Source organism: Gemmatimonas sp. UBA7669 (genome assembly GCF_002483225.1).
In the GTDB taxonomy this organism is placed as follows: Bacteria; Gemmatimonadota; Gemmatimonadetes; order Gemmatimonadales; family Gemmatimonadaceae; genus Gemmatimonas.
On record NZ_DLHL01000061.1, the window covers coordinates 12,208 to 25,437 of the forward strand.

Here is a 13,230-nt window from a genome sequence, read left to right on the forward strand (position 1 = left end):
CCAACAGAGCGGGAAACGGGACTCGAACCCGCGACCCCAACCTTGGCAAGGTTGTGCTCTACCAACTGAGCTATTCCCGCAACACGGCCAACCGCACCGTGAACCACTCTGGACAACAAAACCGCTGCCCCACCGGCAACCCCCGCCGGATGGGACCCGTGCACGCAGACGATGTCGGGGGACAACGTGGCTGCTGACCGGGGATGGAGCCGAGGGGAATCGAACCCCTGACCTCTTGAATGCCATTCAAGCGCTCTCCCAACTGAGCTACGGCCCCGGCCGCAGAACCCTCTTTCCGGACGCCGGGAAGGCGTCGCGTCACCAAGGGTCTCAGGAACCGCGCAGTCTAGTCGGGTGTATGTCTGGCGTCAAGCTGGCCCCACAAAACGTACTGGCGAACGGCCGCCGATGGCGTATCTTGCATGGCTCCCCCCCATGTGCGCGACCCGGCGGCTCGCAGTTCACCACCGCGTCCGAACGGATCCCGCGCCCTCGGCGTAGGGGAGGGAGCGGCGCCGATGACTGGCTGCCGTTTCCGGATCAGGCTCCGGCCTGAACCCAGTACCACGCAGCATCGTCATCTCTCTTTCGGGACGCGGTTCGGTCCCAAGGTCTCATACGCACACATGACTGAAGTCAAGCGGAAGCGCCGTCGTGCGGCACCCGCGGGCATCGCGCCCAGCGAGCCCGAGCGCGATATCCTCGACCAGTACCTCTACGAGGTCTCCACCTATCCGCTGCTCAAGGCCGCGGAGGAAATCGAGCTCGCCAAGAAGATCCGTGCCGGCGACCAGGACGCGCTGCAGGAGCTCGTCAAACGCAACCTCCGCTTCGTCATCTCCGTCGCCAAGAAGTACCAGAACCGCGGCCTGCCGCTCATCGACCTCATCGGCGAAGGCAACGTGGGGCTGCTCACGGCTGCCCGCAAATTCGATCCCGATCAGGGCGTGAAGTTCATCTCCTACGCCGTGTGGTGGATCCGTCAGGCCATCCTGTCGTCGCTCGCGCGCCAGGGCCGCACCGTGCGCGTGCCGCTCAACCGCACCGCCGATCTCTCGCGCATCATCAAGGCCTCGGAAATCCTGCGCCAGAAGCTCCGCCGCGAGCCCTCGCCTGAAGAACTCGCACAGGTCACTGGCCTCTCGGTGGACGTGGTGCAGTCGCTGGCGGCGCTCAACACCGGCGACGTGCGTCTCGACGCGCCCATGGACCCGGACGGCGATCGCTCGCTCATCGAGCGCTTCGTGGCCGACGAGATGCCCGACACCGAGGAGGAAGCCATGAACCGCTTCCTCACTGACGAAATCGAGCAGGCCCTCGGCACGCTGCCGCCCCGCGACGCCAAGGTGCTGCGCCTCTACTTCGGACTCGAAGGCGGCCGCGAGCACACGCTCGAAGAAATCGGCTCCATGCTCGGCGTCACGCGCGAGCGGGTCCGCCAGCTCCGCGACCGCGCCCTCAAGCGCCTCCGAGAGGGCGACGTCGGGCGGGCACTCAGCAGTTTTGCGGCCTGACCGACCCCGGGTCGGACTCACAACTCGGAACTCCAACTCAGAACCCGAAACTGATCAGTTTCGGGTTTTGTGTTTGGGTAAACGGTTCAAGGTCTTCCCGGCCCTGTCGAATATCCGCCTCGGCATTAGATTTGTGATGCGATGATCGAGCTCAAGAACGTCCACAAGGCTTTTGGCCCCAAGCAGGTGCTCCGCGGCTTCACCCTCACGGTCAACGAGGGCGAAACCATGGTCATCATCGGCTATTCGGGTACCGGCAAGTCCGTGGCCATCAAGCACATCGTGGGCCTGCTCGAGCCCGACGAGGGCGAGGTGTGGGTGGACGGTCAGCGCGTCGATCAATTGTCGCGCAAGGCGCTCTACGCATTGCGCGGCCGTATTGGCTACGTGTTCCAGTTCGCCGCCCTGTTCGACTCCATGACCATCGGCGAAAACGTGGCCATGGGCCTGCGCAAACAGGGGCAACTCAGCGAGGCGGAAATCCGCACGCGTGTCGACGAGGCGCTGGACCTCGTCGACCTGCCCGATGTGCAGCAGCGCATGCCCGCTGAACTCTCCGGCGGCATGCGCAAGCGCGTGGGCATCGCGCGCGCCATCGCGCTGCGCCCCAAGTACATCCTCTACGACGAGCCCACCACCGGTCTCGACCCCGTCACCTCGGCCACCATCGATGCGCTCATGGTGCGCATGCGGGAGCACCTGGGCGTCACGGGCATCGTCATCACGCATGACATGCGCAGCGCCTACACCGTGGGCACGCGCATTGCCATGCTGTACGAGGGTCAGGTGCGGCAGGTGGGCACGGTGGAGGAAATTCAGCGCAGCACCGACCCGCTCGTGCGGCAGTTCATCGAGGGGCGCGCCACGGTGGACGGTGAGGCGCCCCTCATTGGAGTGGGCGGGTCGACGCGGTGAGTGCCGGCGCCCGCGATCCCCGCAAGCGTTCGTCGCGAGCGAAGCTGGAGACATCGGCGGGCGGCGTCGTGTATCGCATGGAGCAGGGCGAGCCCCTGTTCCTGCTCATCCGTGACAGTTATCGCAACTGGGGCTTCCCCAAGGGCCATCTCGAGTCCGAGGAAGCGCCCGACACGGCGGCGCTGCGCGAGGTGCGTGAAGAAACCGGCATCGACGATGTTGTGCTCGATGGCGAGATCGACACCATCGACTGGTTCTTCCGCTTCCGCGGGACGCTGGTGCACAAGGTGTGTCACTTCTTCCTCATGCACACCGAGAGCGAGGCCACCACGCCGCAGCGCGCCGAGGGCATCACCGCCTGTCGCTGGGCGCGTTTCGACGAGGCCACGCAACTGGTGTCGTATGCCAACGCGCGCGACGTGCTGCTGCGTGCGAACGCCATGGTGCAGGGCGTCGATCTCTCACTCGATCCGGCCGAAGGGCCGCGTCGCTAGTGGCCACGAGCGCGCGGGCCAGTGAGGCCCATGTGGGCTTGTCCATTGTGGCGCTCACCAAACGTGAGCGCGCGCGGGCGCTGGTGCGCGGCGCATTTCCGCGTCGTCGCGCGCATGTGGTGAGCGCGCGCCAGGCCAGCGACATCGAAGCCCTGCTCATCAAGGAAGTGGTGGACGCGGTCATCATCGACGCGGGCGCCGGTGACGACGCGCAGCGACTCATGGCGCGCGCCGAGGAGTTCGAAAGCATTCCCTTCGTACTCATCACCACCATGTTGCCGAGCGACGGGCCGCTTATTGCGCGCGCGGCAGAGTGTGGGGTGGCGGAGGTGCTGGCCGAAGGCGTCGACGACGCAGTGGCGCGCGACCTGATTACGCGCCGCGCGTTCAGCACACGCTTCGAGCGCGCGCTCAGCAGTCCCCCCCCGCAACTGCATCTCGAAACACCACTGCAGATTCAGGTCTGGCAGAGCGTGGTGCGCCGCGCCGGACGCCCGGTGCGCACCGACCAGTTGGCGCGAGAGCTCGGGGTGTCGCGCGAGCATCTCTCGCGCAGCTTCGCGGTGGGGCAGGCACCCACGCTCAAGAAGGTCATTGATCTGGTCCGCGTGCTGGCGGCGGCCGAACTGTCCAAGAATGCGGGCTTTGACGTGCGGGATGTGGCGGAGGTGCTGGGCTTTGCCAGCTCCTCGCACCTGTCCAGCACCACCCAGCGCCTGGTGGGCGCCAAGGCGTCGAGTCTCAGCCGGCTCCGCAGCATGGACTTGCTGGAGCGGTTCACCCGATACGCGGCCGTACCGGACGAGGTGGCGGAAACTCAGAACCCGGAACTCGAACCCACAACTCGAAACTGATCAGTTCCGGGTTGTGAGTTAGGGTTCCGGGTCGTAAGTCACTCGTAACTCACGACTTGAACTCAAAAACCAAAGCTCCCCGAACCCTGAGGTCCGGTCAGCTTTGAGCCGTGAGTTCAAGTTTTGAGTCCTGAGTTACCCCCAGCCCCAGCGCGAGTCCGATTCGCCCTTCCCCCCTCACCCCCCTTGTGATAATTTTCACAAGCTGTTCCCTAACCGTTACCACTGCCAATTACCGCCCTGCATCATGGCCACCCAGACCGCACTGCGTCCCGGCGAAATCAAGGACATCCTCCTCCGTGAGATCGAGGCTGCCGACCTCGCCGATCTCAATGTCGAGGAAGTCGGTACCGTCCTCGAAGTAAAGGACGGCATCGCCCGCATCTACGGCCTCGGCAAGGTCATGGCCGGCGAGATGCTCGAGTTCACCGCCTCCGAGACCAAGCAGGTCATCACCGGCCTCGCGCTCAATCTCGAAGAAGACAACATCGGCGCCGTTATCCTGGGCGACTATCTCCAGCTCAAGGAAGGCGACGAAGTCCGTCGCACGGCCCGCGTGCTCGAGGTGCCCGTCGGTCCGGAACTCATCGGCCGCGTCGTTGATCCCCTCGGCCGCCCCATCGACGGCCTCGGCGAGATCCGCGCCACCCAGTTCCGCAAGGTGGAGTCGCCGGCCCCCGGCATCATCGTGCGTCAGCCCGTGAAGGAGCCGCTCCAGACCGGTATCAAGGCCATCGACGCCATGATCCCGATCGGTCGCGGCCAGCGTGAGCTCATCATCGGTGACCGTTCGACCGGCAAGACGGCCGTCGCCATCGACACGATCATCAACCAGAAGGGCCAGGGCGTCATCTGCGTGTACGTCGCCATCGGCCAGAAGGCGTCCACCATTGCCTCCGTGGTCGAGAAGCTGCGCCAGGCCGGCGCGCTCGAGTACACCATCATTGTTGCGGCCTCTGCGTCCGACCCGGCTCCGATGCTCTACATCGCGCCCTACTCGGGCTGCGCGATGGCCGAGTTCTTCATGTACAACGAGGGCAAGCCCACGCTCTGCGTGTACGACGACCTCTCGAAGCAGGCGGCGGCGTATCGCCAGCTCTCGCTCGTGCTGCGTCGTCCGCCGGGCCGCGAAGCCTACCCCGGCGACGTCTTCTATCTCCACAGCCGTCTGCTCGAGCGCGCCGCCAAGCTGCGCGAAGACGAGGGCGTGGTGGATGGCAAGAACATCCTCAAGCCCGGTGGCTCGCTCACCGCGCTGCCCATCATCGAGACGCAGGCCGGTGACGTGTCGGCCTACATCCCGACGAACGTCATCTCCATCACCGACGGTCAGATCTTCCTCGAGACCGACCTCTTCAACGCCGGCATTCGCCCGGCCGTGAACGTCGGCATCTCGGTGTCGCGCGTCGGTGGTTCCGCGCAGACCAAGGCCATGAAGAGCGTGGCCGGCCGTCTGCGCCTCGACCTCGCGCAGTTCCGTGAGCTCGAAGCCTTTGCCGCGTTCGCGTCGGACCTCGACGCCGCCACCAAGCGTCAGCTCGAGCGCGGGGCGCGCACGGTGGAAATCCTCAAGCAGGGTCAGTACTCGCCGCTGCCGTTCGAAGAGCAGGTGGCCGTCATTTACGCCGTGACCAACGGCTTCCTCGACGGCATCGACACCGGCAAGGTGCGCGCCTGGGAGAAGGGCTTCCTCGAGTACGTGAAGGCGCAGTTCCCGCAGGTGCTCGACGGCATGCGCAGCAGCAAGGCGCTGTCCAAGGACGCCGAAGCGGATCTCAAGCGCGCCATCGAGCAGTACACGAAGAGCTTCGCGGCCTAAGGGGCGAACGCCACCATGGCCAAGGGCAGAGAACTCAAGGGGCGCATCAAGTCCGTCGAGAACACGCGCAAGATCACGCGCACGATGGAAATGGTGGCCACCTCCAAGATGAAGCGCGCGGCCGACCGCGTGAGTGCGGCGCGTCCCTACGCGCTCGCGCTCGGCGAGGTGCTGTCGCACGTGTACACGCCGGAGCTCGCGGAGCAGTTCCCGCTGCTCCGGCGTCCCGCGCAGATCAAGCGCGCGGCGCTCGTGGTGCTCACGGCCAATCGTGGTCTCTGCGGCGCGTTCAACACCAACCTGCTTCGTGAGTCGCGTGCGCGTCTCGCGGAGTGGGAAGGCAAGGGCGTGTCGGTCGAGCTCCACCTCGTGGGCCGCAAGGGCATCGGCTTCTTCAAGTATCTGGGGCGTGCCGCCGCGAGCAGCCGCTCCGACATCGGCGACCGTCCCACGTCGGCCGATGCGGCATCGCTCATCGACAGCCTCATGGCGCGCTACGCCGCCGGTGAGCTCGACGCGGTGTACATCACCTACGCCAAGTACAAGTCGGCACTGTCCACGCCGCCGGCCACGGAGCAGGTGCTGCCCGTGGTGGCGCCGTCGACTGCTGACAACGGCTCGGCCGCCGCGCGCGATTTCATTCTCGCGCCGTCGGCCCAGGACATTCTCGAAGCGTTGTTGCCACTCTATGTGCGCAACACCGTCTACCGCGCCCTCGTGGAAACGGCGGCCGGTGAACAGGGCGCGCGCCGGACGGCCATGAAGAACGCCACCGACAACGCGACCGAGATGCTGCAGCTCCTCAAGCGCACGTACAACTCGGCGCGCCAGGCGCAGATCACGCAGGAAATCGCCGAAATCGTCGGCGGTGCATCGGCACTGCAGGGCTGACGTTTACCATATCCAGCACGCACTCATGGCTACCACTGCTGCGCCGACCACTGTCGGCAAGATCGTTCAGGTCATCGGGCCCGTTATCGACGTGGCCTTCGAGAATGACCACCTGCCCGAGCTGTACAACGCCGTGCGCGTCGATGCCATCGCTCCCGACGGCTCGCGCATCAGCGTCACCGCCGAAGTGCAGCAGCACATCGGCCGCAACCAGGTGCGCGCCGTGGCCATGTCCAGCACGGACGGCATCACGCGCGGCATGGAAGTGATCGACACGGGCAGCTCCATCACCGTGCCCGTCGGCGCACCCGCGCTCGGCCGCATTCTCAACGTGCTCGGCGATCCGGTGGACGATGGCGCGCCCATCCCGGCCGACGCCGAGCGCTGGCCGATTCACCGCAAGCGCCCCGACTTCGTCAACCTCGAGCCCAAGACGGAAGTCTTCGAAACGGGCATCAAGGTCGTCGACCTCGTCGCCCCGTTCGTGAAGGGTGGCAAGATCGGTCTCTTCGGCGGCGCCGGTGTCGGCAAGACGGTCATCATCCAGGAGCTCATCAACAACGTCGCCAAGGGCCACGGCGGCAAGTCCGTGTTCTGCGGCGTGGGTGAGCGCACGCGTGAAGGCAACGACCTCTATCTCGAGTTCCAGGAAGCTGGCATTCTCGACAAGGTCGCGCTGATCTACGGGCAGATGAACGAGCCGCCGGGTGCGCGTCTGCGCGTGGCGCTCGCCGGTCTCACGGTCGCCGAGTACTTCCGCGACCAGGAGAACGCCGACGTGCTCGTGTTCGTCGACAACATCTTCCGCTTCACGCAGGCCGGTTCGGAAGTGTCGGCGCTCCTTGGCCGCATGCCCTCGGCCGTGGGGTACCAGCCCACGCTGGCCACGGAAATGGGTGAGTTGCAGGAGCGCATCACCTCCACGCGCAACGGTTCCATCACGTCGGTGCAGGCCATCTACGTGCCCGCCGACGACCTCACGGACCCGGCGCCGGCCACGGCCTTCGCGCACCTCGACGCCACGGTCGTGTTGAATCGCAAGATCACCGAGCTTGGCATCTACCCCGCCGTGGACCCGCTCGATTCCACGTCGCGCATTCTCGATGCGCAGTACATCGGCGAGCGGCACTACAACGCCGCCACCACCACGCAGCGCATCCTGCAGCGCTACAAGGAGCTCCAGGACATCATCGCCATCCTGGGCATGGACGAGCTCTCGGAAGACGACAAGAAGATCGTCGGTCGTGCGCGTCGTCTGCAGCGTTTCATGTCGCAGCCCTTCGCGGTGGCCGAGCAGTTCACGGGCATCCCCGGCAAGTACGTCAAGCTCGAAGAGACCATCTCCAGCTTCGAGCGTATCTGCGCCGGTGAGTTCGATCATCTCCCCGAGCAGGCCTTCTTCATGGCCGGCGGCGTGGAAGACGTGGTGGCCAACGCCAAGAAGCTCCAGGGCTGATTGTGAGCGACCTGCTGAAGGTGTCGGTGATTTCGCCCGAGCGTGTGCTGTACGAAGGCAGCGCGCGTGGCGTAATCGCACCGGCGTTCGACGGCGAGCTGGGCATTCTGCCCATGCACGCGCCGCTCATGACGCTGCTCGGGCAGGGCACGCTGCGGGTGGACACGGACAGTGGGGAGCAGCGTTTCACCGTGTCCGGTGGTTTCCTGCAAATCGTGGATGATCAGGTGCGTGTCGTGACGGAGCAGGCCAGCGCGGCCTGACACCCGTCGCAGCACACGGCAGCAATTCGCGCGGTCATGCCTTCGGGCGTGACCGCGCGTTGCGTTTGTCCGACCGTTGGTCACGGGCCATCACGGGGCAAAGCGCTACGCGGCGCAACGTCCCGTGCCAGTGCGCCGTAACGGGTATAGTCACCCCCACGGCGGTCTTCGTCGGACTCCCCAGCCGACAGGCCCGGCACGCCCCACGCCGTCCCCACCGAACATGTCTCTCCGCGTTGTCCTGCTCGGCCAGTTCGTCCCCGAGTTGCAGGCTCAGCTCACCGCGCTGACGTCCTCGATGGATTGGACGCTCGTCGCGAGCGCGAGCGATCAGTCGAGCGCGCGTCGTGTCCTCACCGCGCCGGTGCCGGATCTGGCGATCGTGAGTACCACGTTCACCGACGGCAGCGGCGTGGATTTCGTGCGCAATCTGCCGGCTGCCCAGCGACCCGTCTCGGTCATCGTGATTGGCACGCGCGACGAAGAAGCCGTGCAGGCCTTCGAAGTGCAGGCCACCGATTTTGTGCTCTGGCCCAGTGCCGCCGCGCGTCTGGGTGATGCGCTGACGCGGGCGCGTCAGCAGGTGCTGCAGCTTTCCTTGCTGCGCACGGCCGATGAACTGCAGCGGCTGATTGCCGAAGCGCAGGGCACGGGTGGCGTGGACCTTGGCAGCCTCTTTGGTGGGCGGCTCGCTGGCCTCGAAGGCGCGCATGGCGGCAGCAATGGCCATGCGGCCAATGCACACGGAAACGGGCACGGCAACGGCAATGGACATGGTGGTCAGCACGAGTCCGTTGGGGATGCCACACGTCGCCGTCGCACGTTGGGTGGACCGGCCACGGGTACGCTTATCGCTTCCGCGCCATGGCGCGGAGCCAAGCCGGTGGCCGCACCCGGCCGCAGCCCAAGTGGCGCAGAAGAATCGGTGCTCGACCTCTCGCGCGAAGACGGCGGCCGCGCCTCCGACCAGCCCCGTCCGCTGCGCGTGCTGGTGCGCGAAGGGCGACGGACCCGCTTTGTGCCGCTGGCCGAAGTGGATTGGTTCGAGGCCGACGGCAACTATATCCGCGTGCACAGCAGCGGCGAGCGCTATCGCACGCGTGGCACCATCACGGCCATTGAGTCGGCGCTCGATCCGCGGCAGTTCGTGCGCATTCACCGTCGTGTGGTGGTGAACATGGACCGGGTGCGGGAAATGAGTCCGCTGCCGGGTGGCGACGGGCTGCTGGTGCTCGGAGACGGGTCGACGCTGCGGCTGTCGCGGACGTACCGGGCGCGGGTGCGCTGAGGCTTCGCGAGGGCTTCTGGTTGGCCGCAGGGAAACAGAAGGTGTGAGGATCGGAGGATCCGAGGACAGGAGGGGCGGGCGTCGAGGGCTCTGGCAAGCGAGAGCCCTCGACGCCCGCTCTCTTATCCCCGGATCCTCCGATCCTCACACCTTCTGTTCAAACCAAGCCAGAGGAGTGACGGGAAACGCTGTTACACTGTTTCCCCCATCGCACGGCCACTGGGGACAGTCTGTTGGTCCCATACCGGACTCGCGTGACGATTGACACCAAATCTCAGCGATATAGGTTAGGCTGCTGCTCCATTTTCCGATTCCAGCTCAGTCCGGCGGAATCGGCGTTTTTCCTGCCCGTCCATCTCACCACGCCCCTCGGCACGGCATGGCGCGCCTGTCGCGACGTCCGCTGCGGTTTCACCTCATAGACCGACATTCGACCGCGGTGTGCCACGCACCCGGTCTTCGCTTCACCAATTCAGTACCAGCCCGGGACCAAAAGGTTTCCGGTCGGTCCTGACTTGGCGTTTCAGGCGTTTCGGCCCCGCATTCCCGGTGGTCGAGGCGTTGTACCGTGGCACTACCCTCCCGGAGGAGCAGATGAGGTTACTCGGACGTCGTCGGTGGCTGTTTGCGACGGTCCTCGGCGTGGCGCTGGCCGCCCCGATCACCGCCGCAAAGGCCCAGACCGGCAAGATCACCGGTGTGGTAACCGACACGGAGACCGGCAAGCCGGTGGAAGGCGCTGCGGTCGTGGTTCAGGGCACCACCTTGGGTGCCAACACCAATTCCGCGGGTCGCTACTTCATCATCCAGGTCCCACCCGGCACCTACACGGTGCAGGCTCGGCGCCTGGGTTATCAGAGCGTCAACGCCACCAACGTGGTGGTCACGATCGACCAGACCACCGAGCAGAACTTCAAGCTCCGCTCCTCCAACCAGACCCTCGCGGCCGTCACGGTACAGGCCGAGGAAGTGCCGCTGGTGCAGCGTGGCCAGGTGGGCTCGCAGTCGGTCATCACGGCCGACCAGATCCAGTCCCTGCCCGTGACCACCATTGCCGGCGTGCTGGCCCTGCAGCAGGGCTTCACGCAGGTGCCGGACAACACCAACATCGTGTCGCTGGCCGAAGAGCAGCGTTCCACCACACCGGCCATTCGTGTGCGTGGTTCGCGTGGTGGCTCCACGCTGTCCATGGTTGACGGTATCCCCATCAACAACCCGCTGTTCGGCAACGACGCCGTCTCGGTGAACGGCCTCGCCGTGCAGCAGACGGTGTTCCAGCGCGGCCACATGGACCCCATGTACGGCAATGCGCTCTCGGGCGTGATCAACAACGCGCTCCGTGAGGGTGGCTCCGAGGTGTCGGGTTCCATCGACTACCGCAACTCGGGTCTCACGGGCCGGCTGTTCAATTCGCCGCAGGACATCGTCAACAACAACCAGCTCATTCGCGGCTATCTCTCGGGTCCGGTGCCGGGCACGGGCAGCAAGCTGCGCTACGCCGTGTCCGGCCAGGTCAACAGCCAGGCTGCGCGCGCGCTGCAGTTCGACAACGACGTGTTCACGGTCAACAACCCGAACAACGCCTTCGGTGGCATTGTGACGGACAATGTGCTGCTGCCGCAGAACCGCGATCTCGCGGCCGGCTGGCAGGGCTTTGGCGTGTCGCAGAACACCAACTTCGTGGGCAAGCTCACCTGGCTGGCCACGGACAACACGACGCTCAAGTTCACGGCCGTCACGGGTGAGCGTACGCGCCGCAACTACGACCGCCGCTACTACTACCAGTACCGCGGCGATCCGTTGGCCCTCGTGAACAACCGCGCCGACTCGCTGTTCGTGCTGAGCGACGCCGGCAACCGTCAGTCGCGGGACATGATCCAGCCCGCCGTGCGTGACCAGGGCAACGTGTATGTGGGCACGTTCTCGCAGCGCTTCGGTCGCTCCAATCTCGACATTCGTGTGGCGCAGACGAGCTTTGAGCGCCTCACCTGCCCCGTGTTCCAGGGCACCTGCATTCCGGGCCCGTTCTTCCGGCAGAACTTCAGCCAGAACTTCCTGAGCCCCTCGCCCACGGTGGCCGGTGGTGACCGTGTGCCCTACGGCGGCATTGCCGACGGCACCTACGGCGGTGAGGAGTACACCTCGCGCACCGTGCGTGTGGACTTCAAGTCGCAGATCACCGATCACAACGAACTCGGTGTGGGCGTGCAGTACATCGGCCACGATCTCCGCTACAACGATCTGCTGGCCTTCGGTACCAACTCGGGCATCCAGCCCACCACCACGCAGATCTACCGCGCCAAGCCCTACGAGGCCGCGGCGTACGTACAGAGCAAGATCGAGTACGACTTCATCACCATCCAGCTTGGCGGTCGCTTCGACTACGGCGTGGCGCGCGGCCGCGGCTTCACCGATCCGTTTGATCCGTCCAACGGCACCACGGCCCGTCAGGTCTGCGACGGCGCCACGGTGGGTGGCCAGCGTCTGGTCAATGCCCAGGGCCAGCCCTATGGCGTGAACGGCTGTCTGTCCAGCACCATCGATCGCAATACGCAGCGCCCGGTGCTTCTCGACAGCGCCACGCGTATCGCGCAGCTCGACGACTTCAGCGAGGCCAAGGCCCGCACGGCCTTCTCGCCGCGTGTGGGTGTGAGCTTCCCGCTCACCGAGCGCTCGCAGGTGTTCTTCAACGCCGGCCGCTACACCATGGTGCCGCTCTACGGCAACGTGTACCGCAACACGGGTATCGGCACCGTGGCCGGTGTGGACGCTTACTGCGCGGCCAACCAGGTGAAGCCGGGCAGCACCGAGTGCGTGCCCAACATCCAGGCCAACAACCCGGGCTTTGCCGGCAACCCCAACCTGCTGCTCGAGCAGGCCAAGCAGTACGAAGTGGGTTACTCGGCCGAACTGAGCCGCGACTACGGCATCCAGGTGGCGGTGTTCAACCGCTCCGAGACCGGCCTCTCGGGCATCCGCCCCAGCCGCGCCGTACAGGACATCGGCTCCACCTACGACGGCGCCTCGCCCTTCTATCAGGTGCTGGTGAACGGTGACTTCCTGACCTCGCGTGGTCTCGAAATCCAGTTCAACCGTCGTCTGCGCAACCGCTGGGGCTACGACATCAACTATGGCCTCTCGCGCGCCACGACCAACTCGCGGCCGCCCGAGCGCGCCAACGAAGTGGGTCGTCGCGAAGCGGCCAGCCGTCAGCAGCTCTATGAGGCCGTGGCCGACGTGAACCAGCCGCAGCGTCTCAACGTGCAGATGTTCTTCCAGGTGCGTGACGACATTCCACAGCTGCCGTTCGACTTGGGTCGCCTGACCAAGAACTCGCGTCTCACGGTCACTTACCAGGTGGCGTCGGGCTTCCCGTACACGCCCATTCGTGGTGATGCCTTCGGTCTCCAGGCAGCCGCCAACGTGACCGACATCAACTCGGGCAGCATGCCCGCCACGCAGGACCTGAGCGCCTTCATCAACAAGCAGTTCCGGCTGGGCAACATGGCCTACTCGGCCTTTCTCCAGATGAACAACCTGCTGGACCGCCGCAACTGCGTGCAGGTGTTCGTGAACAACGGTACGTGCGATGCCGGTCTGCGTGACTTCACGAACCGCAGCGTCGGCAACACGGGTGACGCCTCCACGTCCACGGCCTTCGACCAGCCCGAATTCATTGGCGCGCGTCGCAGCATCGCGGCCGGCATCACCATCACCTTCTGAGTCCCGATAACGA

At 65.6% G+C, this 13,230-nt stretch carries 10 protein-coding genes and 2 tRNA genes; 10 read left to right on the top strand and 2 right to left on the bottom strand.

The window, feature by feature from the left end; genetic code table 11:
* Window positions 1–7: 7 nt before the first annotated feature.
* Window positions 8–80: transfer RNA gene (locus tag B2747_RS18480), tRNA-Gly, on the bottom strand.
* Between the two features lie 124 nt (window positions 81–204).
* Window positions 205–277: transfer RNA gene (locus B2747_RS18485), tRNA-Ala, on the bottom strand.
* A 349-nt stretch (window positions 278–626) separates the two neighbouring features.
* Here B2747_RS18485 and B2747_RS18490 point away from each other — a divergent pair.
* From B2747_RS18490 to B2747_RS18535, 10 genes are all read left to right on the top strand, one after another.
* Entirely contained in the window at window positions 627–1,514 is an 888-nt protein-coding gene (locus B2747_RS18490) for a sigma-70 family RNA polymerase sigma factor (protein ID WP_291164495.1), read from the top strand.
* A gap of 141 nt (window positions 1,515–1,655) precedes the next feature.
* Window positions 1,656–2,429 (top strand): ABC transporter ATP-binding protein, encoded by a 774-nt coding sequence (locus tag B2747_RS18495; RefSeq protein ID WP_291164498.1) that lies wholly within the window; start codon window positions 1,656–1,658, stop codon window positions 2,427–2,429.
* A complete protein-coding gene (locus B2747_RS18500; protein WP_291164500.1) occupies window positions 2,426–2,923 on the top strand; it encodes an NUDIX hydrolase in 498 nt (165 codons plus the stop codon). The genes B2747_RS18495 and B2747_RS18500 overlap by 4 nt, the downstream gene beginning before the upstream one ends.
* Window positions 2,923–3,777, top strand: coding sequence for a helix-turn-helix transcriptional regulator (locus tag B2747_RS18505; RefSeq protein WP_291164503.1), 855 nt, complete (start codon window positions 2,923–2,925; stop codon window positions 3,775–3,777). The genes B2747_RS18500 and B2747_RS18505 overlap by 1 nt, the downstream gene beginning before the upstream one ends.
* A 247-nt stretch (window positions 3,778–4,024) precedes the next feature.
* A complete protein-coding gene (gene atpA, locus B2747_RS18510; RefSeq protein ID WP_291164506.1) occupies window positions 4,025–5,596 on the top strand; it encodes a F0F1 ATP synthase subunit alpha in 1,572 nt (523 codons plus the stop codon).
* Window positions 5,597–5,611: 15 nt separating this feature from the next.
* Window positions 5,612–6,487 (top strand): ATP synthase F1 subunit gamma, encoded by an 876-nt coding sequence (gene atpG, locus B2747_RS18515; protein WP_291164509.1) that lies wholly within the window; start codon window positions 5,612–5,614, stop codon window positions 6,485–6,487.
* Between the two features lie 25 nt (window positions 6,488–6,512).
* Window positions 6,513–7,943: a F0F1 ATP synthase subunit beta gene (atpD, locus tag B2747_RS18520; protein ID WP_291164512.1), complete on the top strand. Its 1,431-nt coding sequence runs from the start codon at window positions 6,513–6,515 to the stop codon at window positions 7,941–7,943.
* 2 nt (window positions 7,944–7,945) lie between these two features.
* Complete coding sequence (gene atpC / locus B2747_RS18525) at window positions 7,946–8,206, top strand: ATP synthase F1 subunit epsilon (protein ID WP_291164514.1); 261 nt, start codon at window positions 7,946–7,948, stop codon at window positions 8,204–8,206.
* 223 nt (window positions 8,207–8,429) lie between these two features.
* The gene (locus B2747_RS18530; RefSeq protein WP_291164516.1) at window positions 8,430–9,494 is read left to right on the top strand and encodes a LytR/AlgR family response regulator transcription factor; all 1,065 of its coding nucleotides are present in this window, start codon (window positions 8,430–8,432) and stop codon (window positions 9,492–9,494) included.
* A 594-nt stretch (window positions 9,495–10,088) separates the two neighbouring features.
* Complete coding sequence (locus B2747_RS18535) at window positions 10,089–13,217, top strand: TonB-dependent receptor (protein WP_291164519.1); 3,129 nt, start codon at window positions 10,089–10,091, stop codon at window positions 13,215–13,217.
* Window positions 13,218–13,230 lie beyond the last annotated feature (13 nt).

Bases quoted from the DNA above. Each gene is read 5' to 3' on its own strand.
- B2747_RS18490 (WP_291164495.1), top strand. From the start codon at position 627: ATGACTGAAGTCAAGCGGAAGCGCCGTCGTGCGGCACCCGCGGGCATC.
- B2747_RS18495 (WP_291164498.1), top strand. From the start codon at position 1,656: ATGATCGAGCTCAAGAACGTCCACAAGGCTTTTGGCCCCAAGCAGGTG.
- atpA (WP_291164506.1), top strand. From the start codon at position 4,025: ATGGCCACCCAGACCGCACTGCGTCCCGGCGAAATCAAGGACATCCTC.
- atpG (WP_291164509.1), top strand. From the start codon at position 5,612: ATGGCCAAGGGCAGAGAACTCAAGGGGCGCATCAAGTCCGTCGAGAAC.
- atpD (WP_291164512.1), top strand. From the start codon at position 6,513: ATGGCTACCACTGCTGCGCCGACCACTGTCGGCAAGATCGTTCAGGTC.
- B2747_RS18530 (WP_291164516.1), top strand. From the start codon at position 8,430: ATGTCTCTCCGCGTTGTCCTGCTCGGCCAGTTCGTCCCCGAGTTGCAG.
- B2747_RS18535 (WP_291164519.1), top strand. From the start codon at position 10,089: ATGAGGTTACTCGGACGTCGTCGGTGGCTGTTTGCGACGGTCCTCGGC.